Source organism: Acidimicrobiales bacterium (assembly GCA_041394245.1).
Lineage (GTDB): Bacteria > Actinomycetota > Acidimicrobiia > Acidimicrobiales > Aldehydirespiratoraceae > JAJRXC01.
In genome coordinates this window covers 338656-362156 of record JAWKIR010000002.1, presented here as the reverse complement: position 1 = coordinate 362156, position 23501 = coordinate 338656, and the positions used below count along the sequence as shown (strand labels likewise).

The window sequence follows — 23501 nt, the reverse complement described above, 5'->3', positions numbered from 1 at the left end:
CCCTCTCATCGAGCCGACGGGGTGTTGGCTTTCAGCGGCTCCCACCATGCCCGGTTGTCGCGATACCAGGCAACCGTCTTCTCCAGTCCCTCGGCGAAGTCCTGGGCCGGCTCCCAACCGATCGCCTTCAGCTTCGAGCAGTCGATCGAGTAGCGCCGGTCGTGTCCGAGTCGGTCCTCGACATGATCGATCGCCGACTCGTCGCGCCCGCAGAGCTCGAGCAGTCGTTCGGTGAGCTCGCGATTGGTGATCTCGTTGCCGCCGCCGATGTTGTAGATCTGGCCGGGCTCGGCGTTGCGCAGTACGACGTCGACGCCCGAGCAGTGGTCGGCAACGAACAACCAGTCCCGAATGTTCATCCCGTCGCCGTAGAGCGGCACCGTGCCCCCGTCGAGCAGGTTGGTCGTGAAGAGGGGGATGACCTTCTCGGGGAACTGGTAGGGCCCGTAGTTGTTCGACGCCCGGGTGACGATGACCGGCATCTCGTAGGTGGTGAAGTAGCTGAGCGCGATCAGATCCGATCCCGCCTTCGACGCGCTGTAGGGCGACCGCGGTTCCAGCGGGTCGGTCTCGACCGACGATCCCTCTTCGACCGAGCCGTAGACCTCATCGGTCGACACGTGCAGGAACCGGTCGACCTCGAGCTGACGAGCGACGTCGCACATCACATTGGTGCCGTCGCAGTTGGTGTGGACGAAGGCGTCGGGTCCACTGATCGAACGGTCGACGTGGGACTCGGCCGCGAAGTGCACGACCTGGTCGCAGCCCTGCATCGCCGCAGCGACGGCGTCGCGATCACAGATGTCGCCGTGGACGAACGACACCCGAGCGCCCAGCACGTCCTCGATCGAGGCCATGTTGCCCGCGTAGGTCAGGGCGTCGTAGATGACCACCTCGTCGTCGCTGGTCTCGAGCACGTGGCGGACATAGTTGCTGCCGATGAACCCGGCCGCACCGGTGACGAAGAGTTTCATGGGGATGCTCCTTGCCGACGCTCAGGTCGTGCGCAGCGAGTGGTACGGGCGGCGGTTGGCCGGAAGATCGGCCCGCAGCGGATTGGCCTGGTCGCGACCCGAGAGGATCGGATCCTCCAGGCCCCAGTCGGCACCGATCTCCGGGTCGTTCCAGAGCACGCCGAGTTCGTCGGCGGGGTTGTAGTAGCCGTCGACGAGATAGGTCAGCGTGCAGTCCGTGAGGGCGGCGAACCCGTGGGCGACGCCCGGCGGGATGTAGATGCCGTGATGGATGTGGGTGTCACCTGTGTCGTCGGATCGAGGGTCACCGCCGAGGTCGTAGACGATCGTGGCGCCGTCGGTCGGCCCGCCCTCGCGCAGGTCGTGCAACACCACGCGGACCTTGCCGTAAGGGCAGTACCAGTAGTCGCTCTGGTGCAGGTGGTAGTGGAGACCGACGATCGCCCCGCCCTGGCGGTCGCCTCGATTGCCCTGGATCATCTCGCGTTGCCCCGGGAACCAGGAGCGGCGGTACGTCTCGATGAAGTACCCGCGTTCATCACGATGGATGTCGGGTTCGACGATGTAGACGCCGTCGATGACGTCACTCGGCGTCACGGTTGCCATGAATACTCCAGGGTTCTTGTTGCCAGCGGATGCGTGGTCGACGGACGGGGGCGCTACTCGATCTCGACATGGCAGTGATCACCGAGCATCACACGGGTCGCCCGAGGCCGGGCATCGCCCTTCGTGATCTGGGTGTCGCGGCCGACGAGCGAGTCGGTCAGGCGGGGGATGTCGGTCACCGAACTGCGTCGCAGGAGCACGGAGTTGTCGATCTCGCTGCGGGTGATGCGGCAGTCGACGGCGATCGAGCTGTAGGGGCCGACATAGCTGTCCTCGACGACCGTGCCGGCACCGATGATGGCCGGGCCGCGGACCGTGGAGTTGATGATCGTGGCGCCGGCCTCGATCACCACACGACCGTCGATCGACGAACGGTCGTCGACGTCGCCGGCGACGTTGCGCTTGAGGATGTCGAGCACGAGCCGGTTGCACTCGAGGAGCGGATCCTTCTTGCCGGTGTCGATCCACCAGCCGACGAGCACCTCGTGGTTGACCCGATGGCCGTTGGTCACCAGCCATTGGATGGCATCGGTGATCTCGAGCTCGCCCCGGGGCGAGGGCTCGATCGAAGCGACCGCGGTGTGGATCGTGGAATCGAAGAGGTAGACGCCGACGAGGGCCAGGTCCGACGGCGGCACCTCGGGCTTCTCGACGAGCTGGAGCACCTCACCATTGGGGCCGATCTCGGCCACGCCGAAGGCGGTGGGGTTCTCGACCTTGGCGAGCAGGATCTGGGCGGCAGGAGCGATGTGCTCCACCCCCAACTGGGGCTCGGCACTACGTGCGTTCTCGAAGCCCTCGACGAACTCGGTGAGGCCCTGCTCGAGCATGTTGTCGCCGAGATACATGACGAAGTCGTCGTCGCCGAGGAAGTCCCGGGCGATCAGGACGCAATGGGCGAGACCGAGCGGCTCCTCCTGCACGATCCAGGTGATCCTGACCCCGAATTGCGAGCCGTCGCCCACGTGTTCACGGATCTCGTCGCCGGTCGCCGGCGCGATGATGATGCCGATCTCTTCGATCCCCGCGGCCGCCATGTCCTCGATCCCGTAGAACAGGATCGGCTTGTTGGCGATGGGCACCAGCTGCTTCGCGCTGGTGTGGGTGATGGGGCGGAGCCGGGTTCCGGCACCACCGCTGAGAATGAGACCCTTCACGGGAGACAAGGGTACCGATGGCGCACTGCGCTGTCTCTAGGCGCGACGGCCTACTCCGACCGATTCACCGTTCAGCTGGGGGTGGCCGGCTGGATCGGGTCGCCGACGGGGACGTGGAATCCGAGATCCGGGTCGTACTCGTAGCGGCGGATCAGGCTGCCCGCGGCATGGCTGTCGGGCCCGAGGTACGCATCGGCCATCGCCGGGAGATCGAACGTTCCCAGCGCCTCCGCGCCGGTCACGAAGGTCTCGGGATTCAGGTCGACACCGGCCGACTCGAAGATCAACACCATCAAACGGAAGGCCCGACAGTGGTTGGTGAACGCCTGCACCGTCGTGATCGACTCGAGGTCGAGGGGCTCGTCGTAGGCGGCGTCGTACTCGTCGATGCACTGCTGGACGCCGGGATCGGCAAGGGCCTGCTCCGGGGTGGGCTTGCTGGTGGTGATCGCGAAGGTACGGGACGGCAATGTCGAGCCATCGGAGATCTCGGCCTCGGGGAACACGTTCTGGTCGGCGGCCTGACCGTTGGTGAAGCCGATGACACCGCCGAAGTTCGCTCGATCGGCCGCCTCGGTCACCGGGACGATGTTGCTCAGGGCGATGATGAAGTCGGCGCCCGCCGACGTGAGTCGCTCCATGCGCTGATCCGCTGCACTGGCCGCCGCGATCTGATCCTGACCGAAGTCGCCGACCTCGACCTCGGCCACGATCTCGACACCTGCATCGACGAGCAACGGCCGGACGAGATCGGCGAACTCGGCATCGACGGGGGCGTCCCACCAGAGCGCGACCTTCTTTCCGTCGAGATCACCCTGGGCGATCATCTCGGCGACCCCGCCGTAACGCTGGGCGCTGTTCGCCATCTCGGTGGCGATGAAGCGACCCTCGGAGGCCGCGTCGCGACTGTCGTTCAGCCCGAAGTGGCCGATGTAGGGCAGGCCATAGAGCTCCGTCACACACAATGGCGCATCGCCGAGGAACTGGCCGATCACCGCGAACGTTTCGATGTCCTCGGCGAACTCGGTGCAGATCGCGTCGGCCGCCTCGGTCCCGATCGGTAGGAACAGGCGGGTGTGCGGCACGAGGTCGCGGCCGAGCACACCCCCGCGGGCGTTCTGTGCGTCGTCCACGCGACATACATGTCCTCGACCGGCGCCACGCCGAGGTCGTAGCCGAAGGGGATCAGGGCTTCCGCGTCGATCGCCGCGACCCCGAAGTCGATCTCGGTGGCCGAGACACCTGCGAACGAGTCGAACAACTCGACGTCCGGCACATCGGCGCTGTCGTCGCCGCTGTCGTCGCCGCTGTCGACGGGCGGGTCGGCGCTGTCGGCGCTGTCGTCGGCCGGGGCCGTCGTCGTGGTCGAATCGGTGCCGGACCCCGACGAGTCGTCACCGCACGCCGCAGCGAACAGGGCGAGCGCAAAGATGACAGCGAGCAGACGTTTCACGTGAGTCCTCCGAGACGAGACGGCGAGGATTGTCTACTCCCCCGTTCGGTCGGCCGCCAGAACCGGTGCCCGGCCGGAGCCTCCTCAGTCGGTGGCGCTGTGGACGCGCATCCGTCCCGATCGGATGTGCAGCGAGTACTCGTAGCGAAGCAGCACCGCGGTGACCAGGGATCCCGCGACGACCGCCGCGACCAGGGCGGCCTCGACCCGCAGGAACGGATCGTCGGCGAACAGCAGCGCGACGGGGAACGTGGCGACACCGACCACGAATCCGGCCACTGCGAGCTGGGCGTGGTCGAGGGCCACGAGGCCGAGCGACAGCGACAACATCACCATGAGCCCGCCACCGCTCGCCGAGAGCAGGGCCATGTCGCGGGCGCCGATCGCGTCGCCGAAGAGTGTCTCGACCAACCACGGTCCGAGCGCCGCCATCGCCACCACCGACGCGGCGGCGACGGCGATGACCGCGCCCACGAGTCGGAGCTGGATCTCGCGGAACCCGTTGAGGTCGTTCTCGCCGGCCATGCGAGCCAGGTTCGGGAGCAGCGCCGCCTTGACCGCCTGGAAGAAGAAGAGCGGAACCCGGGAGATGATGAGCCCGTTCAGGAAGATGCCCGGGGCTTCCTCCCCGAGATCGTGGCCGACGATCTCCAACGCGACCGGCCCGACATTGAGCATGAACGCCTCGCCGAGCGCGGCGACGAGCAGCCAACCCAGTGCCGGCGACAGCTCGCTCAGCGGCGCAGGCGGACCAGGCTTCACGAACGGGCGCAGGGTGCCGACACCGACAGCAGTGGCCACGGCGAAGGCGATACCGACGGAAACGGCGTAGGCGCCGACGACCTCGATGCCGATCGCCGCGAGTGCGCCGGCCAGGAACACGCGACTGAGGCCCTCGGCGGCGAAGTAGCTGCTGTAGCGGTTGAACTCCTGGCGTCCCGACAGCACGCCACGGACGCACTCGGCCACCATGAACGCCGCCATCGACACCACCAGGGCCAGGAGCAGGTCGAGGCGTTCGTCGAGCAGATGGTCGAGCCCGAGCGGCCACGCGACGATCGCGCCGACCACCACGAACCCCACCTGCACCGAGCCGATCCGCAGCGCCTGACGGAAAACAGGGGCACTCCCCTCCCCGCGGCCGGCCCGATTCGCGGTCGCCCGGGCGAGTTCCTGCTCGAGCGGCTGGAAGAGTCCCGGGCCGAGGATGTAGATCAACCCCCACAGAACGGCGAGGCCGCCGTAGGCCTCGTCTCCGAGCGCGCGGCGGGCGACGACCAGGAAGGCATAGGTCGTGATGCCGTTGACCACGAGTCCGGTCCCGATGGCGGCGGTGCCGTACGGAAGCGGATTCCGGTCACGCAGGGTCGCGAGCAGGCGTGTGATGGGAGGCTCCAGGTCCGAGTCCCGTCGGGGCGACGGGACCCAGGGAGGTTATCGGTGCGGGAATCCGTTCTCGGCGACCCCCGCGGCTGCAATCACGCCGGTGTGAAGCTCGGCATGCAGAGCCCGTCGAGTTCGGTGATCTCGATCCGGTCGCGGTTCTCCCACGTCACCTCGTTGCCGGGATCGACCCGCAGCTTGAACTCGCGGAACGTCATCTCGAGCGCGTCGAACGCGATCAACCGACCGCTGAGCCCGTCGCCGATGCCGAGGATCAGCTTCAGCGCTTCCAACGCCTGGATCGAACCGACGATGCCCGGCAGCACGCCGAGCACTCCGGCTTCGGCGCACGACGGGGCGAACTCGGCCGGCGGCGCCTCGGGCAGCATGTCGCGATACGTCGGACCGTTGCGGGGATCGAACACCGTGATCTGTCCCTCGAAGCGGAAGATCGAACCGTGAACGACCGGAATCCCCAGCTTCACGGTGGCGTCGTTGAGCAGGTAGCGGCTCGGGAAGTTGTCGGCACCGTCGATGATCACGTCGTAGCCCGCGATGATGTCCATGATGTTGTCGGCCCCGAGGCGGGTGTCGTAGGTGACCACGTCGACGTCGGGGTTGAGCCCGGTGAGGGTCTTCTTGGCCGAGTCGACCTTGCGCTCACCGATGCGATCGAGGTTGTGCAGGATCTGGCGTTGCAGATTCGACTCGTCGACCACGTCCATGTCGATGATGCCGATCGTGCCGACACCGGCGGCGGCGAGGTAGAGCGCGGCGGGTGAGCCGAGCCCTCCGGCGCCCAACAGAAGGACCTTTGCGTCGAGCAGCTTCAACTGGCCCTCGTCACCGATCTCGGGCACGAGCAGGTGGCGCTGGTAGCGGTTGCGCTGATCGGGGGTGAGGGTCTGCGGACGCTTCCACTCGCGACCCTCGTCCTTCCACTTGTTGAAGCCGCCGTCCATCGACACGGTGTGCTCGTACCCGAGCTGCTCGAGCGTCTGGACCGCGAATGCCGAACGCACGCCACCCGCACACATCACCACGAGCTTCGTGGCGCGGTCGGGTACCCGGTTCTCGATGTTGGACTCGAGTTGGCCGCGCGGAATGTGGATCGAACCGGGGATGGCCCCCTGCTCGTATTCGTCGGGTTCGCGCACGTCGAGGAGTGTGTAGCCCTCGGCGAGGAGGGCTTCGCCGGCCTCGGTGTCGACCTCGTGGATCGACGCCTTTGCCTGCTGGAGGAGTTCACGGAAACTGGCCATGACCGAAAGCCTACCTAGTTAGTCGGGAATTAACAGCCCCAACCCCGGTCACGCCGTGGGCATTCCCATGATCGTCGGCAACACGTCGGCGATCCGGGCCCGCAGGACGACGTCGGCGAGATGGTCCATGGCCGTCGGTTGGTCGTTGACGATGACGATCCCGGCCCCGGCATTCCTCGCGATCCTCACCGTCTCGTTGATCGGGAACACGGCGAGGGTCGTGCCGACGGTCACGAAGACCTCGGCCTCGTTGGCGGCCACCTCGGACCGGCGGAGATCCTCCGCGTCGAGCGACTGCCCGAACGACACCGTGGCCGACTTGAGCAGACCGCCACATCGAGGACACGCGGGATCCGGGTCGCCGGCCCGCACCCTCACGATGGCTTCCTCCATGTTGTCGCGGTACTCACACGACAGGCAGGCGACCTTGCGGGTCGTGCCATGGACCTCGACGACGAGCTCCGGGCTGTTCCCGGCCCGTTGATGCAGCTCGTCGACGTTCTGCGTGATCAGGGTGTGGAGTTTGCCGCGGCGCTCCAGATGCACCAGCGCATGGTGTCCGATGTTCGGCTCGACGTTGGCCCACAGCTCACCCGAGGCACGGGCGGCCCAGTTGGCCCGGCGTACCTCGGGATCGGCCACGTAGTAGCGGATGTTGGAGGCCTTCTCGGCCAACGGGTTCTTCGTCCACAGCCCCTGTGGCCCGCGGAAGTCGGGAATGCCGGAATCCGTCGAGATACCGGCGCCGGTGAGCACCGCCACCGAGGCCGCGTCGTCGATGAGCGCCCGCGCCCGCTCGAGGTCACCACTGTTCATGACGACACTGCATTCGTGACGACACTGTTCATGACGACGAACTCTATTGGCGGCCGAGCGCGAGAGATGAGGCCCGACACCGCCGATGACGTTCCGGTGACGCCCGATCGCTTGACTCGCAGCAGCCCGGTGGTCGGGGAAACGATGGTGTGGCAGGCGATTCTTGGGGGTTGTCATGAGATGGACGCGACACGGGCTCGGAACGATTGCGGCGTGTCTGACCGCGGCGCTGGTGATGGCCGTTCTCGCACCGACCGCCGGCGCGCAGGACGAGTCGCTCCAACCGGTCGACACCGACGGCGACGGCCAGCGCGATGACTGGGACGGCGACGGCCTCCCCGACAACGACGATGACCGGCCCTGCGAATGGGACGACAAGGATGACGACGCCAACACCGGTGTCCCCGACGGCATCCCCGACGCCGCGGGAACGCCCGAGGGCGACGGCTGCGAGGGCGAGGGCGGTGCATTGCCCGAGCAGCTCTCGAGTCAGCGGGTCCGTGTCATCCTCAGCGACGTCTACGCCAGCATCGCCGACGTGACCGACGAGGGCGAGGCCCCCGACACGTTCCCCAACATCCCCCGCCGGATCGAGGATGGCGTCGACGTCGGCCCCGACTGGACGGTCCTCGATCGTCTCGTCGGCGAACCCGGTGTCCGCGATCTGCTCCAGCAACCCGACGACCGGATCAACCAGGACCTCCTCGAGGCGGAAGACCTGAACAACGAGCAGATCATCGATCCGCTCGATCCGAACCGGATCGTCCTGATCGCCACCAGCGACGCGATGGATCACACGATCAACCAGATCGAGCGGGCCCGCAGCGACCTCGGCCTGGTCGGCGGTTCCGGCTCGGAACTCAGCGGGCCGTGCATGGGCATGGCCTGGTCCTACGACAGCGACGGCCGACCCCTCGACGTGGCCTGGGACTTCGACCAGGACGGTCCACCCATGGGGTTCAAGGACGGTCCCTTCGACGAAGGGGAACTCCCGATCGAGCCGATCTTCACCAGCGACAATCCCTTCCGGGTCGACGTCGACGGTGCGGTGATCTACACCGGCCTCGCCGGCGGTGTCCCCGACGGCACCGGCCCCCTCGACCACGACTGGTTCATCGAGCTGAACTTCCTCGGCTTCACCGGCGCCAACATCGACGCCGGCGGCGATCCGAACCGCTCGGGCGAGAACCGCAACCTCGGCGCGGTCAACCTCAACGAAGACCTACCCGGTCCGGCCAAGATCAGTGGTCTCGTGGCCATCAACGGTCAGATCTCGGCACCGAACAGCGGCACCGGTGAGGACGACGGCACCAGCGGTGCCGTCCCCAACGGCCTGCCGTTCTTCTGCATCGGATCCGGCTTCGTCGATTTCCAGGGCGGCATCCCGCTCACCGCCCCCGGCGTCGCCCTCGTCTTCCTCTCGACGGTGGGCATGCTCTTCAACGCCCGGCCGGCCAAGACCTGGGGAGGTGTCTGATGACCACCACCACGACCGCACCCACCACCACGAAGAAGCACCCGATCCGAGGCTTCCTCTACGGGATCCCGTTCGGCCTCGGTCTGGCGATGATCGCCATCGGCCAGAAGTGGGCAGCCCTCGGCACCTGGCCTCCGGTCATGATCTTCGTCGCCGGCATCGTCATCGGCACCGCCTGGTCCACCTTCGGGCCGGCCAGAGCACCGAAGTCGCCCAGCCCGGTCAGCGAACCCGACGACGAGTTGACAGAAACACTCGAAACAGACTGAAATACATCCGAACTTCCCCTGATGTGTTCTCACGCCTAGGGAGTTGCGTATGTCCGCCCAATCGATGTCACTGGCCGACCCACAGGTCGAGCAGGTCTATGTCAGGAACTGGGACGATCCGATCGTCGACCGACTCGGTCACGATCCCCGGTCCGGCTATGTCGAACAGTTCTGGCTCGGGATCCTCGGCCCCAGCACGATCTGGCTGCTGCGCCACTGTCGCCACGAGCTCGACCGCTCCCCCAACGGGTTCGTGCTCGACCTGGGCGACGCCGCCGGTGCCCTGGGCCTGGGCCACAACGGCGGGCGAAACAGCCCGCTCGCCCGCAGCATCGCCCGTGCCTGTCGGTTCGACGCAGCCCGCGCGGTCGGTGAGGGCCAGCTCGACGTCCGCCGACGGCTCCCGCCGCTGAACCGGGGCCAGCTGGCACGCCTTCCACCACTGCTCCAGCGCCGCCATCAGGCGTTCCTCGAGGCGCACGACGCCGGTGACCATGCCGCGATCGAACGCCGTGCCCGACGCCTCGCGCTCGGTCTGGTGCAATGCGGCGACGGCCTCGACGACGCCGAACTCCAACTCGGCCAGTGGCGGTTCCACCCCGCGATCGCCGCAGCTGCGGTTCGATGGGCGTGGACGCAACACCACGAGACGACCGGGGCCTGAGCACTCCGACCCGCACGAATTGGGTCAAAAGATGCATAAGGAACGGTCTCGGGCGTGCCGAAGGAATGGAGACGGTTCACCGCCGAAGTGGTGGTGACATCTACAAACAGGGGAGTCCACCCAAAATGACCACCGCTTACCAGTTCCTTTCCGCCTGGATCACCGCTCACATCGATGACGAGCGTGGCGCCAGCCTCGTCGAGTACGCGCTGCTCGTCGCGCTGATCGCTGTCGTGTGCATCGCTGCCGTCACCGCCCTCGGCGAGTCGGCTTCGAGCAAGTTCTCCGAGGTCGACTCGGCGATCGGCTGATCCAGCCAGAGCTTGATCGAACGGCGGCTCCTTCGGGGGCCGCCGTTCGGCGTTTTCGGCGCGCCTACGGCTTCGCGAAGTTGGCCGCCAGATCGACGAGTAGGCGAACACCGAAGCCCGTGCCGCCCTTGGTGATCTCGTCCTCGTCGGCATCGCTCCAGGCCGGGCCGGCGATGTCGAGGTGGGCCCAGGGAATCCCGTCGGCCACGAACTCGCTGAGGATCAACCCCGCGGTGAGCGCCCCGCCGTAGGGCGTGCCGATGTTCTTCATGTCGGCAACGGTCGACTCGAACTGCTTCTTGTAGTCCTTCGGCAGCGGTAGATGCCAGACCCGCTCCCCCGACGATGCCGAGGCGTCCTCGATCTGGTCGATCCAGGCGTCGTTGTTGCCCATGAGCCCTGCGATCTTCGGTCCGAGGGCCACCATGCACGCACCGGTGAGGGTCGCGAGGTCGATGATCGCATCGGGCTTGGCCTCGCTGGCCAACGACAGGGCATCGGCGAGGATCAGTCGCCCCTCGGCGTCGGTGTTGAGCACCTCGATCGTCTTGCCGTTGCGGATCGTGAGCACGTCGCCCGGGCGGGTGGCGTCGCCACCGAGCATGTTGTCGGTCATCGGCACGAAGGCGCGGACCCGGCAGGTCGGTGCGATCCGGGACATGACGCTCATGGCGCCGATCACGGCGGCGCCACCGCCCATGTCGCACTTCATCGTCATCATCCCGGCGCCCGTCTTGATCGACAGGCCACCGGCATCGAACACGAGACCCTTGCCCACCAGCGCGAGGGTTGCGGTGGCCTTGCCCTTCGGCGTGTAGGTCAACTCCACGAGGCGGGGCGGAAGCTCCGAGCCGCGGTTCACGCCCAGCAGCCCGCCCAGCTTCCCCTTCTTGATCGCGGCCTCGTCCCAGACCTTCACCGTCAACCCGGTCTCGCGGCCGATCGCGGCTGCCCGCTTGGCGAACTCGGGCGCGGTGAGCGTGCCACCCGGCTCGTTGACCAGGTCGCGAGCGAGCACCTGGCCGTCGGCGATGGCGGATCCGAGATCCAGCGCCGCCTGGTTGCGCGCGCCGCTCCCGCCGCCGACATCGACACGACCGAGCTTCGTCGGCTTCGCATCGGTCTTGTAGGTGAGGAACTTGTAGGCGCCCAGACGCACGCCCTCGACAAGGGCCTGGCGGGCGTCGGTGGCCGGGAGTTCGCCCTCGGGCAGGTCGACGCCGATTCGGGTGTGGCGAGCGAACCCGCGACCGATGGCGGCACCGGCGCGGCGCACGGCATCGGCGTCGAGCTCCTCGGCCGCGCCCACCCCGACGAGGCCCATCACACGCTCGCCGTCGGGCCAGGTGTGGGTCTGCCCTGCCTTGCCTTCGAATCCGGCGGCCGTCAGCTGGCTGCCCGGCACACCGTCGATGCCCGCCTCGACCTGCTCGGTCGTGACGACCCGGATCGCGGCCTTCGCCGCTTTGGGGACCGTGCGAACGGCGTGGAACGTGATGGTCATGGGTGGACTCCCGGGACGAGATCGAACAGCGGCAGACTACGCGCCGCGGGCGACCCGCGGGTGACGGCGGCTCACGGCCAGTCGATGAGGGCCAGCATCTGGGCCCGGGCGATCCGGCCCTCGGGCGTCGAGAAGATCGCGGCAACGTGCTGCCCCTTCGCCATCACACGCAGCGTCACCGGATCACCGTTGGCCCGGGCCTTCTCTGCGTACCCCAGGCAGTCCGCGAGGAAGATCTCCTCGGTACCCACGAACAGGTGCATCGGGGCGAACCCGCTCGTCGCGGCGAAACGAGGTGACACCAGCGCATCGGTCGTCGCCCGGTCGGCGGCGTAGTAGCGACCGGCGGCGATCGCACCCTCGATCGTCAACATCAGATCGGTGTCCGCCTGGGCCCGAGACGCAGGGTCGGACATGGAGACGTCGAGCCACGGTGAGATGAGGATGGCCGCCCGGGGCTGGTCGACGCCACGCTCGCGAAGCACCGACAGCAATGTGGCCACGAGGCCACCGCCGGCGGAGTCGCCGCCGACCACCACGTTGTCGCTGCCGTAGCGGCTGACCAGGAGTTCGTAGGCCTCGACCGCAGCCGCGATCGTGGCCCGGTGATCGTGCTCCGGCGTCTTCGGGTAGATCAGCATAGCGAGATCGGCACGGCCGCCCCTGGCGACTTCGGCGGCGGCCTTCCAATGCATCTTCGCCGGACCGACCATGTAGCCGCCGCCGTGGAAGTAGAGCAGTACCCGACGTGGACCACCGGCGTCGCGCTCGAGCAGGTGGAGCGCCGAACCGGCCACCGCGAGCTGCTCGTGGCGCCACCGCCGCCGGAGACGCCGGGGCGGATCCACCGCATCGAATCGGCGCACCGTCCGCAGCAGCCGATCGAGGGATGCCCGATCGGCGAGCGCCGCGTCGGCCCTCCGGTCCGCACCGACCCAGCGGGCCACCCGGAGGACACCGTTGATCATCCGTGCCCGCACGCTCAACATCGAGGAACCTCCGCGACCCACGGTATCGGCGCCACCGGTCAGCCCCCGGCCGGGAGCTGCTGCTGGAGCGTGAGGGTCTCGGCGAAGAGGTCGCCGTGCTCCTCGACGCGTGCCAGCACCTCGGCGGCCTCGAATCCGAGCGGTTCGCCGTCGGCGCCGTCGGCGACCTCGTCCCACGTGATCGGTGTCGACACCGTCGGACGGTCCTTGGCTCGCAACGAATACGGGGCAATGGTCGTCTTGTGTCGGGAGTTCTGGCTCCAGTCGATGAACACCTTCCCCTTGCGCAGCTTCCTCGTCATGTTCGACAGCACCAGCGCGGGCATCTTCTGCTCCAGCAGTTGCGCGACCGCGAGGGCGAAGTCCGACGCGTGCTCGTGCCCGTGCGGGGTGTTGAGCGGGACATAGAGCTGCATGCCCTTGCTCCCGGAGGTCTTCGCGAAGCACTGCAGGCCCACGCTGTCGAGCACGTCTCGGATCTCGAGAGCGACCTGGGCGCATTCGACGATCGTCGCCGGCTCACCGGGGTCGAGGTCGAACACGAGCATCGTCGGCGTGTCGATGTCACCACAGCGCGACATCGGCGAGTGGATCTCGAGCGCCGCCAGGTTCGCGGTCCATGCCAGCGCCGCGATCGAATCCAGGCGGCAGTACTCGATGCCCCCGCGGCGATCGCCGGGACCGAGGCACGTCCCCACCCAGCCCGGGCGGTGCGACGGACACCGCTTCTCGAAGAACGAGTTCTCCGTCACCCCGTCGGGCCAACGCCGCAGGGTGATCCCGCGGTCGCCGATGTGGGGCAGCATCACCGGCGCGATCCGGACGAAGTAGTCGATGACCTGGGCTTTCGTGAAGCCCACCATCGGGTACATGACCTTTTCGAGATTGCTCACCGCCAGGCGATGGCCGTCGATCTCGACATGGACGCGCTCGGATTCCGCCATCGGAGGCACCCCGCCCTCAGGCCGACTTCTTGACCCGCGCTGCCTTCTTGGCCGGACGCTTCGCCGCCTTCTTCGCAGCCTTGGCCGGACGCTTCGCCGCCTTCGTGGCGCGCTTCGCACGCGACGAGGGCGTGGTGGCCCCGCCGGCCGCAGGGTGCCGGCCCCGGGCCTTCTTCGCGGCCGTGACCGAGGCCTCGAGCGCAGCCATGAGATCGATCACCTTGTCGGAGGACGGCGCCGGTGCCGGGACGAGATCTTCGCTGCTCTCCCCCGCGGCCTTGCGGTCGATCAGCTCGAGGACGGCCTCGCGATAGGTGTCGGTGTGACGCGACGGGTCGAAGGTCGCGTCGAGCGTGGCGATCAGTTGCTCGGCCATCGCCTGCTCCTTCTCGTCGATCGCGATGTCGGCCAGCAGATCGAATCCGCCGATCTCGGCAGGGTCGACGATCTCGTCGGCGTAGACCATCGTCGACAACACGAGTCGACCGTCGACCGGGCGAACGGCGCCCAGGTACTGCTTCGAGCGCATGACGAAATGGCAGATGCCGACCTTGCCGGCCTCCTCCATCGCCGTGGCCAGCAGCTTGTAGGGCTTGGCCGTCTGCTCGTCGGGGACCAGGTGGTAGGCGTTGTCGTAGAACATCGGGTCGATGTCGGCGAGGTCGACGAACTCGTCGATGTCGATCGTGCGGACGGCCTCGGGATCGAGCGCTGCGACCTCCTCGTCGGTGATGAGCACATACTCGCCCGAGGGGAGTTCGTAGCCCTTCACGATGCGCTCGTAGGGGACCTCTTCGCCATCGTCGGCCGACACGCGCTTCTGCTTCACGCGCGCGCCCGTAGCCGAGTCGATCTGGTTGAAGCGCACGGTCTTGCGTGACACCGCGCTGTACAACTTCACCGGGATGTTGACCAGCCCGAAGCTGATCGACCCGTTCCAAATCGCTCTCGGCATCTCTCCAGTGTGCACACGCCGGAGGTCGGAGTGGCAAGCACCGTTCGGGCCCGATCAGGTGTCGAGGAGAATCCGGGCCACGAGGTCCTGGCCGAACGCCGTGAGGATCGCGAGATACATCAGACCCGTCGCAGCCATCACTGCGGAATACTCGCGTTCCTTGAGCGCCGCCCGGGTGACGAACACCAATCCGATGGTCGTCACCACGCACGCGACCCAGAACCACCCGAGCAGGCCGTTGTACGCGTCGTCGATGTCGCCGTTGAGCACCGACACCATGCCGGTCGGGATGAGCATCGCGATCGTCTCAGGCACCCAGAGGATCCCCGTCCACCGGACGAGCTCGTGGATCGGTGCCCGGGCGAGTCCGGGCTGCACGAGGTACCAGTGGCCGAGCAGCATCGCGTCGGTCACCACGCCCAGGAACAGTGCGCTCGTCAGGCCCCGGAAGATCGACAGGGCGACGGGATCCCCTGCCGCAATCGAGCCGAAGAGCACCGCGAGGAGTCCGAGGCCGGCGGTGACGAGGTCGAGCGCCGGAGGGAACTCCGCGGCGGTCTTGTCGAAACGCTGCTCCTCCCGATCGATGCCGGTCATGTCCGCGACCCGGGCGGTTCGCCGTTCCACGACCTCGCGCTGGCCGGCCACGCCGGCACGCCGACGCGAGACCGAGAGACCCAGCGTGATCAGCCCCGACGTGATGAACGCGATCGTGGCGATCTCTCGGGTCCAGGTCGGCGAGGTGACGAACGCGGCGGCGAGCGACCCGCCGGCCAGGAGCAGGAACACGAGCCGCTGGAGCCAGCCGTAGCCGAGCCCGACCTCGCGTCGACGCGTGGTGACCCACAGGAAGAGCCAGCCACCGGCCGCCCACTGGACGAGCACGGTGGCCCCGTCGACGCGGATCACGCGGTCACCACCGCCAGGTGGTGATCGACCAGATTGAGTGGATCGGGGCCCGCGTCGGTCGCCACCACGATGTCTTCGAGGCGCATCCCCCATCGCCCGGGCATGTAGATGCCGGGCTCGATCGAGAAGGCGTTGCCGGCGACCAGCGGTTCGAGATTGCCCTCGACGATGTAGGGGTCTTCGTGGGCCTCGACCCCGATGCCGTGGCCGGTGCGGTTGATGAAGTACGCGCCGAACCCGGCAGCCTCGATCTTCTCGCGACCGGCCCGGTCGACGTCGTGGGCCGGCGTCCCGACCGTTGCGGCCCGAACCGACGCCGCCTGTGCCTCGTGGAGCACGGCATAGGCCTCGAGGAAGTCGCGCTCGGGCGTCTCCCCCACCCACACGCAGCGGGTGATGTCGGAGCAGTAGCCGATGCCGTCGTCGCCGACCATGGTGCCGCCGAAGTCGCACAGAACGCCTTCGCCCTCGCGGATGACGCGCGGACCGGCCTCGTGGTGCGGCGATGCCGCGTTCTCGCCCGCTGCGACGATCGCGAAGTTCACGCGGTCGTGACCCTCGTCGATGATCTGGCGACCGAGTTCGGCCGACACCTCGGCCTCGGTTCGCCCGATCAGCGGGATCTCACCGGCCTGCAGGCGTGCCGCAATCCGGTCGACTGCCGCGCTCGCCGCGCGGAGCCGGGCGATCTCGTCGGCGGTCTTCACGGATCGGATGGGGCTCGTGATCGTCGACGCCCGTCGGAACGAGGTGTCGGGCCGCGCCCCGATCAGGTCGACGAGGAAGCCGCTCCACATGTGGTCACCCACCGCCGCGACTTCGGCCGGGCCCATCAGCCGGGCGATCAGGGCGATGGGGTCCTGACTCTCCGACCACGGAGCGATCGTGAACACACCCGGCTGCTCGCGCACGCGCGGTGCCTCCAGCGCGGGAACCACGAGCGTGGCCGCACCGTCTCGGGGCACCACCAGCATGGTGATCCGCTCGAGGGGCATGGCCTCGTAGCCGCTGAAGTAGGGCAGGTCGGCACCGACGGAGAGCATCAGGACATCGACACCGTCGGCCGCCATCTGCGCACGGGCCCGGTTGAGTCGTTCGGCGAACATCTCGTCGAGGCTACGGCGTGCGGACGCCGGCAACGGCCGACGCGGCGTCGTGCGCGTGATACGACGAGCGGGTCAGCGGCGACGATTCCACGTGCCCGATGCCCATCGCCTCACCGACGCGCTTCCACTCGTCGAACTGGGCGGGCTCCCACCAGCGGGAGACCGGGAGATGGTGCGAGGTCGGCCGCAGGTACTGGCCGATCGTGACGATGTCGGTCGCGACCGCGGCGAGATCGGCCAGGGTCTGCTCGACCTCCGGACTCGTCTCCCCCATCCCGACGATGATCGACGACTTGGTCGTGAGCCCGGCCGCCTTGGCCCGGGCGAGCACCGACAGGCTTCGGGCGTAGCCGGCCGAGGGCCGGACCGCCCGTTGCAGGCGGGCGACGGTCTCGATGTTGTGGTTGACGACGTCGGGCCTTGCCGCGAACAGCAGGTCGAGGGCGGCGTCGTCGCCCTTCAGGTCGGAGACGAGCGTCTCGACGCGACAGTCCGGGTTGCGTTCACGGACCGCGGCGACCGTGGCCGCCACCGCCGCCGCGCCGCCGTCGTCGAGGTCGTCGCGGGCCACCATCGTCACCACGGCGTGACGAAGCCCCATCCGGGCAACGGCTTCGGCCACCCGGGCCGGCTCGTCGTCGTCGGCCGGCGCGGGCTTGCGGGTGTCGACCAGGCAGAACCCGCAGGCCCGCGTGCAGCGCTCGCCGAGGATCATGAACGTGGCGGTGCCGTCGTTCCAGCACTCGGAGATGTTGGGGCACCCGGCCTCCTCGCAGACCGTGACGAGATCGAGTTCGCGCATCGTCGCCTTGATGCGCCGGTACTCGGGACCGGTGTCGAGCGGGACCCGCATCCACTCGGGCTTGCGGGCCCGCAGCCGAACCGGGTCGTGCGTCGTCGCCCCGGCCTCCTCGAGGCGGCCGAGGAGACGCACCGAGGTTCCGTCGGCCCGCGCCTCGAAGCTCTCGTCGCCATGACCGACGCCCTCGCGCCCGACGGGTGTCCCGGCTCCCTCGCCGCGGGTGAACGGCGCCAGATCCCGGTCCGCCACCCGCCACGCGACATCGGCCCGGTCGACCGGTCGGTCGGGGGCGAAGCGGCGAGCCATCGCGGCGGCGACGAGATCGGTCACGTCCTGCATCGACACATCGACCCCTTCGGCCGCCAGTGAGGTGACGCCCTTGTCGGTGATCCCGCACGGAACGATGCGCTCGAACCAACCCATGTCGGGATCGACATTGAGGGCGAACCCGTGCATGGTGCGAGCGCGCGTGATGCGTACCCCGATCGCGGCGATCTTGCGGGGCCGGAGCCCGTCGGCGTCGATCCACACGCCGGTACAGCGGGGCAGGCGAGCCGCCGTGACCCCGAGCTCGCTCAGGACGTCGATGAGCACCTGTTCGAGCCCCTCGACGTAGGCGGCGGTGTCGGCCATGCCGCCACCACGCCGCCCGGGAAGGGTGAGGATGGGATACCCGACGAGCTGGCCGGGGCCGTGGTAGGTGATGTCACCCCCACGGTCGGTCTCCATCACCTCTGCCCCCAGCGCTTCGACGGCGGCGGTGTCGAGCAACAGGTGTTCGGCCGGTGTGCGCCGGCTCATGGTGATCGTGTGGGGATGCTCGAGCAGGAGCAGGTGATCGTGGCGGTCGACGTTGAGCGCACGCTGGAGGGCGAGCGCATCTCGATACGCGACCCGTCCGAGCCACCGGACCCGGAACGCCGCGTCGGCGACGGTCACGACCTCACCGTCGGCGGGCTCAGCGGACCTCCGCCTCCCAGTCGCGCGTCTCGATGATCTCCTTCACGCGGTGCATGAACGCCGCGGCATAGGCGCCATCGAAGGCTCGGTGGTCCCAGGCCATGGCCAGCACACCGACCGAGTGGATCGCGATCGACTCGTTGCCGTACTCGTCGGTGACGACCACGGGCTTTCGCTGCACCCCGTCGGTGGACAGGATCGCGACCTGGGGCTGGTTGATGATCGGGAACTGCATCATCGTGCCGTACTGGCCCGCGTTGGTGAGGGTGAAGGTGCCTCCCGACAACTCGTCGGGGCGCAACTGCTTGGTCCGGGCCCGTGAGGCCACATCGACGATGTCGCGCGCGATCTGGCGAAGCCGCTTCCCGTCGGCCCCCTTCACGACCGGAGCAAGGAGGCCCTGGAAGTCGATGTCGACCGCGACCGCCAGGTTGACCTCGTCGTGCACGACCAGATGATCGCCACCGAAGCTGGCGTTGAGATGCGGGTACTCGCGCAAGGCGTCGACGACGGCGCGGGCGATGAACGGCAGATAGGTGAGGCTGAACCCCTCCTCGGCCTTCCATCCCGACTTCACGGCACGACGGACGTATTCGACCCGCTCGTAGTCGACCTCCATCGCTGTGAGCACATGGGGCGACGTCTGCTTGGACATCACCATGTGTTCGGCGGTGCGGGTGCGGATGTTGTTGAGCGGCACGACCTGATCGCGTGATCCGACTGCCGGCACCGGGGCCGCAGCGGCCGCAGGAGCCGAGGTCGCCGGGGCTGCGGCCGGCGGCGGCGGAGGCGGCGGCGGTGTCGGCGTCGTCGTCGTCGATTCGCCGGCGGCCGGTGCGCTCCCGGCATCGAGGATCACCCGCTCGACATCGGCCCGGGTGATGCGCCCTCCGATGCCCGAACCCTCGATCGAGGCGGGGTCGAGGCCGTTGTCGTTGATCAGTCGACGCACGACAGGCGACAAGACGACGGAAGCGGCGTCGCCTTCTGCCTCTCCCGAAGCAGCCTCCGCCGGCGCCGGGGTCTCGGCCACGGCGGGCTCGGGAGCCGGCGCTTCGGGAGCCGGCGCCACGGGCGCGGGTGCCGGAGCCGGCGGGGGCGGCGGGGGCGGTGCCGTGTCGACGGAGGGGGAGGCCTCGGGCGCCGGCTGTTCGACGATGGGTGCACTGGCGGCGGAGGCGTCGCCGGCATCGCCGATGCGGGCGAGGACCTGACCGACCTCGACCACGTCGCCCTCCTGGGCGAGGATCTCGTTCAGGACGCCCGCAACCGGGCTCGGGACCTCGCTGTCGACCTTGTCGGTCGAGATCTCGAAGAGGATCTCGTCCATGGCGACGGCGTCGCCGACCTGCTTGAACCAGCGGGTGATCGTTCCTTCGGTGACCGTCTCGCCCAATTGGGGCATGGTGACGTCGGCCATCAGTTCCTCATTCCGTTCTCGTCGAGCGCTTCGCTGATCGTAGGGTTTCGTCGCATCAGCCGTGCAGGGAGCGGCCCGTCAGCGACATGACGGTCTCGCCGAAGAGTTCCGACATCGTCGGATGCGGCTGGATGAACGCCGCCACCTCGTCGACCGTGGCTTCCCAGTTGACGGCGAGGTAGCCCTGGCCGAGCTGCTCGGTGACCCACGGACCGACCATGTGGACCCCCAGGATCCGCCCGCCGGTACCGTCGGGTCGCCGCTCGGCGATCACCTTCACGATGCCGTCGGTGTCGCCGACGATCTTGGCCCGGCCGTTGCCGATGAACCGGTGCGACGAGGTCACGACGTCGAACCCGGCGGCCTTGGCCGAATCCTCGGTGTAGCCGGCAAAGGCGACCTCCGGGTGACAGTAGATGCACCACGGTGTGCCGTGATGGTCGAGCGGTGCCGGCGACTCGCCGAGGATGTCGCGGATGGCGAGCATCCCTTCGGCGAACGCGACATGGGCGAGTTGGGGGGTGTTGATCAGGTCGCCGACGGCCCAGACACCGGGCTCGCCGGTACGGCAGCGATCGTCGACGGTGACGAATCCCCGCTCGTCGACCACGACGCCGGTGCCCTCGAGCCCGAGAAGGTCGGCGAACGGACGACGACCAACCGACACGACGACCTTCTCGACGTCGAGCGTCTCGCCCTCACCGAACGCGACGGTCGTATGGGCGCCGGCCGAATCCGGCGTGTGGCCCTGCACCTTGACCCCGGTGCGGACGGTGATGCCACGCTTCTTGAACGACCGTTCGACGACCTTCGCCGCGTCGGCGTCGCAACCCGCGAGGATCTGGGGCATCGCCTCGAGGATCGTGACGTCGACCCCGAGATCTCCCATCATCGACGCGAACTCGCAGCCGATGGCGCCACCACCGATGACTGCGGCCGAAGCCGGCAGTGCGTCGAGCGACAGCACCTCGTCGGAGGTGACCACGAACGCCCCGTCGACCTCGAACCCGGGGATGGTCCGCGGCAACGACCCCGTCGCGAGGATCACGGCGCGGCCGGTGAGCGTGACATCGCCGCTCTCACCACCGGTGATGCGAACCTCGCGGTTCGCGCCGAGCGAGCCGGCGCCGTCGTAGAGGGTCACCTTGCGACCCTTGAGCAGGCCGGTCACGCCGCTCGCCAGCTGGTCGATGATCGCCTGCTTGCGGGTCATCGTGACCGACCAGTCGACCGTCGGCTCCGAGGAGTTCACGCCGAACACCGCGGCGTCCTGCACGGTGCGAAAGACGTGGGCGGTCTCGAGGAGTTCCTTTGCCGGAATACATCCGACGTGGAGACAGGTGCCGCCGATGAGGCCCTTCTCGACCAGACCGACGTCGAGGCCGATACCTGCCCCGTACAGCGCTGCGGCGTAGCCGCCGGGGCCGCCGCCGATCACGATCACATCATGTTGTCCGTCGATCGGAAGCACCTCCTGTGAGAACGAGGTCAACCATAGCGATCTCCGGCCCTGATGCTCAGGACATGATCATGACCAGTTGCACGGCTCCGGCGATCAGGATCACCAATCCGGTCAGCAGGGCGGTGATGATCAGTTTTCGGGTGCTCATCGTCGCTGACTCCGGTCGCTGCGGCGGCGTCGGCCGCGCCCCAGTATGGCGGCCGGGCGGCGCGGTTTCGACCCAGGTCCTTCCGGCCGGGCGCCGAAGAGGCGCCGGATCCCAAGGGTCACGTATAGTGGTGTGTTGGCACACGCAACGTGACTGTCGCGGTCTGGTACAAATGATCCCGGACGCACTGAGGCGAGGGAAGGGAGGCCGGGGCCGCCGATGGAGCAACAATCGCTGTCCGAGGCCACCGACCGCACCGCCGATGCGAGCGCCCGTCCACTGAGCCGCCCGGCGAGGGCCGGTGTCGTGGCCCTCTGTCGCTCCCTCGAGGTCTTCGACCCGCCCGCGGCGCGCCGCGCCGCACTGCGCGCCCACCTCGTCGATCGCCTCGCCGTCGCGGCCGGCGCACCGGTCTCCGATCGTGTCGACGCGATCACGGGCGCCCTGCTCGCCGAGATCTCGATCGTGTTGACCCACGTTCGGCCGGTCGGCACCGTCGACATCGTGCCCGATCCGGCATCCGCAGTGCTGTCGGCCAGCGTCCTCAGCCGCCTCCACGGGCTCGGCGGCACGGCTCGGACCGTTCGGCACCAATACGAACGCTGGGACGGCAGCGGCGGCCCGCACGGCATGCGCGGACCCGACATCCCGTTGCCCGCCCGGCTGCTGGCCCTGGCCGCCACGCTCGTCGGCCATCCGTCCCCGGGGGCAGCGCCCAACTGGACGGCTCGCCAACGACGCGTCGACGAACTCCTCGGCTCGGCGCTCGATCCCGACCTCGGCGCGGCCGCGACCCTCGAGCTGAGTTCCGGCAACCCGCTCCAGTCCGATCTCGAGCTCGACGACGTGCTCGACGGCCTCGAACGCTTCGTTCCCGCCGAACGCGATTCCCCGGTGGAAGCGCTGGTGTCGATCGGCGCCGCGGTCCGCGCCGCGGACTCCATGCCCGATGTCCTGCTCGTCATCGCCGAGCAGGCACGACGCGCCCTGCAGGCGTCCACGGTGACGATCGGCCGCCTCGACCACGAGCGCGCCGAATACGAGACCCTGCTCAACGTCGGTGACATCGGTCCCGGCAAGGAACGGTTCCCCGCCGAGGAACGCCACGGCGCCGACGACCATCCCGGCCTCGAGACGATCTTCGACGGGCAGGGCTATGTGCGTTCCACCGAGGACGGTCGCGCCGACGATCCCTCCATCGTCTCGCTGTACCAGCGTGGGTTGCGCTCGGAAGCCGCGTGGCCGATCAACATCGGCGAGAGCGTCTGGGGCGTCGTGATCGCCACCACCAGAGCCGAATCCAGCAGCCTCGACCACGACGACCTCGCGACGCTCCGGCTCGTCGCCACCCACATCGCGGCAGCGGTCACACAGGCACAGCGCATCGCCGAGTTCGAAGAACTCGCCCTGCGCGATCCGCTCACCGGCCTCGGCAACCGTCGGGTCCTCGAGGAGCGGCTCCGCGACGTGTTCAGCCGTCCGCCCGTCGATCGTCAAGACGTCGCCGTCATCATGTGCGACGTCGACGGTCTCAAGGTCGTCAACGACAACGAGGGGCACGCCGCCGGCGATTCCCTGCTCGTCGACGCGGCACGCTCGCTCGCCGACGCGGCCGCGACCGTGGAGAACTCGGTGGTCTGTCGGATCGGCGGCGACGAGTTCTGCATCATCCTCGACGGCGGCGGCATGTTGTCGGCCCATCCCGTCACCGACCTCGCCCTCGCCCAGTTCGCCCGGACCGGCCACAATCGGTCGCTGTCGTGCGGGGTGGCCCTGGCCACGCCCGACATGCTCACCCCGGGCGATCTGCTCCGCGCCGCCGACGAGATGCAGTACGAGGAGAAGCGCCGCCGCAAGGGCCTACCGCCGCTCGAGGAGTTGCCGGTCGAGGGCGACCGCCGACGCACTCGTCGAGAGGCCGACTGAACCT

The 23501-nt window shown here is 68.4% G+C and carries 20 protein-coding genes and 1 pseudogene; 5 read left to right on the top strand and 16 right to left on the bottom strand.

Annotated features, from left to right (window positions below):
- Positions 1–5: 5 nt before the first annotated feature.
- The 7 genes from rfbB to R2707_01850 all read right to left on the bottom strand — a co-directional run bounded on the left by rfbB (position 6) and on the right by R2707_01850 (position 7651).
- The gene (gene rfbB, locus R2707_01880; protein ID MEZ5243818.1) at positions 6–974 is read right to left on the bottom strand and encodes a dTDP-glucose 4,6-dehydratase; all 969 of its coding nucleotides are present in this window, start codon (positions 972–974) and stop codon (positions 6–8) included.
- Between the two features lie 21 nt (positions 975–995).
- Positions 996–1580: a dTDP-4-dehydrorhamnose 3,5-epimerase family protein gene (locus R2707_01875; GenBank protein MEZ5243817.1), complete on the bottom strand. Its 585-nt coding sequence runs from the start codon at positions 1578–1580 to the stop codon at positions 996–998.
- A 53-nt stretch (positions 1581–1633) separates the two neighbouring features.
- A complete protein-coding gene (locus R2707_01870; GenBank protein MEZ5243816.1) occupies positions 1634–2737 on the bottom strand; it encodes a glucose-1-phosphate thymidylyltransferase in 1104 nt (367 codons plus the stop codon).
- A 71-nt stretch (positions 2738–2808) separates the two neighbouring features.
- Positions 2809–3870, bottom strand: a complete 1062-nt coding sequence (locus R2707_01865; GenBank protein ID MEZ5243815.1) for a hypothetical protein — start codon at positions 3868–3870, stop codon at positions 2809–2811.
- A 404-nt stretch (positions 3871–4274) separates the two neighbouring features.
- Positions 4275–5501: a hypothetical protein gene (locus R2707_01860; protein ID MEZ5243814.1), complete on the bottom strand. Its 1227-nt coding sequence runs from the start codon at positions 5499–5501 to the stop codon at positions 4275–4277.
- Between the two features lie 167 nt (positions 5502–5668).
- Positions 5669–6835 (bottom strand): molybdopterin-synthase adenylyltransferase MoeB, encoded by a 1167-nt coding sequence (moeB, locus tag R2707_01855; GenBank protein ID MEZ5243813.1) that lies wholly within the window; start codon positions 6833–6835, stop codon positions 5669–5671.
- A 48-nt stretch (positions 6836–6883) separates the two neighbouring features.
- A complete protein-coding gene (locus R2707_01850) occupies positions 6884–7651 on the bottom strand; it encodes a Sir2 family NAD-dependent protein deacetylase (protein ID MEZ5243812.1) in 768 nt (255 codons plus the stop codon).
- A gap of 175 nt (positions 7652–7826) precedes the next feature.
- Here R2707_01850 and R2707_01845 point away from each other — a divergent pair, with 175 nt between their 5' ends.
- The 4 genes from R2707_01845 to R2707_01830 all read left to right on the top strand — a co-directional run bounded on the left by R2707_01845 (position 7827) and on the right by R2707_01830 (position 10372).
- Positions 7827–9128, top strand: a complete 1302-nt coding sequence (locus R2707_01845) for a hypothetical protein (protein ID MEZ5243811.1) — start codon at positions 7827–7829, stop codon at positions 9126–9128.
- On the top strand, positions 9128–9397 hold the full coding sequence (locus R2707_01840; GenBank protein ID MEZ5243810.1) for a hypothetical protein: 270 nt from the start codon (positions 9128–9130) through the stop codon (positions 9395–9397). Before R2707_01845 ends, R2707_01840 begins: the two co-directional genes overlap by 1 nt.
- A 49-nt stretch (positions 9398–9446) precedes the next feature.
- Entirely contained in the window at positions 9447–10061 is a 615-nt protein-coding gene (locus R2707_01835; protein MEZ5243809.1) for a hypothetical protein, read from the top strand.
- Positions 10062–10186: 125 nt separating this feature from the next.
- Positions 10187–10372, top strand: coding sequence for a Flp family type IVb pilin (locus R2707_01830; GenBank protein ID MEZ5243808.1), 186 nt, complete (start codon positions 10187–10189; stop codon positions 10370–10372).
- A gap of 64 nt (positions 10373–10436) precedes the next feature.
- Here R2707_01830 and R2707_01825 read toward each other — a convergent pair whose 3' ends face one another.
- The 9 genes and pseudogenes from R2707_01825 to lpdA all read right to left on the bottom strand — a co-directional run bounded on the left by R2707_01825 (position 10437) and on the right by lpdA (position 21453).
- Complete coding sequence (locus tag R2707_01825) at positions 10437–11876, bottom strand: leucyl aminopeptidase (GenBank protein MEZ5243807.1); 1440 nt, start codon at positions 11874–11876, stop codon at positions 10437–10439.
- Between the two features lie 71 nt (positions 11877–11947).
- Positions 11948–12865, bottom strand: a complete 918-nt coding sequence (locus R2707_01820; GenBank protein ID MEZ5243806.1) for an alpha/beta hydrolase — start codon at positions 12863–12865, stop codon at positions 11948–11950.
- Positions 12866–12903: 38 nt separating this feature from the next.
- Positions 12904–13809, bottom strand: a complete 906-nt coding sequence (gene ligD / locus R2707_01815) for a non-homologous end-joining DNA ligase (protein ID MEZ5243805.1) — start codon at positions 13807–13809, stop codon at positions 12904–12906.
- A gap of 16 nt (positions 13810–13825) precedes the next feature.
- The gene (locus tag R2707_01810) at positions 13826–14764 is read right to left on the bottom strand and encodes a Ku protein (GenBank protein MEZ5243804.1); all 939 of its coding nucleotides are present in this window, start codon (positions 14762–14764) and stop codon (positions 13826–13828) included.
- A 54-nt stretch (positions 14765–14818) separates the two neighbouring features.
- Positions 14819–15673, bottom strand: coding sequence for a hypothetical protein (locus R2707_01805; protein ID MEZ5243803.1), 855 nt, complete (start codon positions 15671–15673; stop codon positions 14819–14821).
- A complete protein-coding gene (locus R2707_01800) occupies positions 15670–16779 on the bottom strand; it encodes a Xaa-Pro peptidase family protein (GenBank protein MEZ5243802.1) in 1110 nt (369 codons plus the stop codon). Before R2707_01800 ends, R2707_01805 begins: the two co-directional genes overlap by 4 nt.
- Before the next feature lie 10 nt (positions 16780–16789).
- Complete coding sequence (gene lipA / locus R2707_01795; protein MEZ5243801.1) at positions 16790–18520, bottom strand: lipoyl synthase; 1731 nt, start codon at positions 18518–18520, stop codon at positions 16790–16792.
- 19 nt (positions 18521–18539) lie between these two features.
- A pseudogene (gene sucB, locus R2707_01790) lies at positions 18540–19970 on the bottom strand (2-oxoglutarate dehydrogenase, E2 component, dihydrolipoamide succinyltransferase).
- Between the two features lie 46 nt (positions 19971–20016).
- The gene (gene lpdA / locus R2707_01785) at positions 20017–21453 is read right to left on the bottom strand and encodes a dihydrolipoyl dehydrogenase (GenBank protein ID MEZ5243800.1); all 1437 of its coding nucleotides are present in this window, start codon (positions 21451–21453) and stop codon (positions 20017–20019) included.
- 337 nt (positions 21454–21790) lie between these two features.
- Between lpdA and R2707_01780 the strand changes: the two genes are divergently transcribed.
- A complete protein-coding gene (locus R2707_01780) occupies positions 21791–23497 on the top strand; it encodes a diguanylate cyclase (GenBank protein ID MEZ5243799.1) in 1707 nt (568 codons plus the stop codon).
- Positions 23498–23501: the final 4 nt, after the last annotated feature.

What these genes read in the sequence shown, in the direction of transcription:
- R2707_01875 (MEZ5243817.1), bottom strand. Translation starts at nt 1,580, where the DNA reads ATGGCAACCGTGACGCCGAGTGACGTCATCGACGGCGTCTACATCGTC.
- R2707_01825 (MEZ5243807.1), bottom strand. Translation starts at nt 11,876, where the DNA reads ATGACCATCACGTTCCACGCCGTTCGCACGGTCCCCAAAGCGGCGAAG.
- R2707_01800 (MEZ5243802.1), bottom strand. Translation starts at nt 16,779, where the DNA reads ATGTTCGCCGAACGACTCAACCGGGCCCGTGCGCAGATGGCGGCCGAC.
- R2707_01780 (MEZ5243799.1), top strand. Translation starts at nt 21,791, where the DNA reads ATGGAGCAACAATCGCTGTCCGAGGCCACCGACCGCACCGCCGATGCG.
- R2707_01820 (MEZ5243806.1), bottom strand. Translation starts at nt 12,865, where the DNA reads ATGTTGAGCGTGCGGGCACGGATGATCAACGGTGTCCTCCGGGTGGCC.
- R2707_01810 (MEZ5243804.1), bottom strand. Translation starts at nt 14,764, where the DNA reads ATGCCGAGAGCGATTTGGAACGGGTCGATCAGCTTCGGGCTGGTCAAC.
- rfbB (MEZ5243818.1), bottom strand. Translation starts at nt 974, where the DNA reads ATGAAACTCTTCGTCACCGGTGCGGCCGGGTTCATCGGCAGCAACTAT.
- R2707_01845 (MEZ5243811.1), top strand. Translation starts at nt 7,827, where the DNA reads ATGAGATGGACGCGACACGGGCTCGGAACGATTGCGGCGTGTCTGACC.
- R2707_01850 (MEZ5243812.1), bottom strand. Translation starts at nt 7,651, where the DNA reads ATGAACAGTGGTGACCTCGAGCGGGCGCGGGCGCTCATCGACGACGCG.
- R2707_01840 (MEZ5243810.1), top strand. Translation starts at nt 9,128, where the DNA reads ATGACCACCACCACGACCGCACCCACCACCACGAAGAAGCACCCGATC.
- moeB (MEZ5243813.1), bottom strand. Translation starts at nt 6,835, where the DNA reads ATGGCCAGTTTCCGTGAACTCCTCCAGCAGGCAAAGGCGTCGATCCAC.
- ligD (MEZ5243805.1), bottom strand. Translation starts at nt 13,809, where the DNA reads ATGGCGGAATCCGAGCGCGTCCATGTCGAGATCGACGGCCATCGCCTG.
- R2707_01830 (MEZ5243808.1), top strand. Translation starts at nt 10,187, where the DNA reads ATGACCACCGCTTACCAGTTCCTTTCCGCCTGGATCACCGCTCACATC.
- R2707_01835 (MEZ5243809.1), top strand. Translation starts at nt 9,447, where the DNA reads ATGTCCGCCCAATCGATGTCACTGGCCGACCCACAGGTCGAGCAGGTC.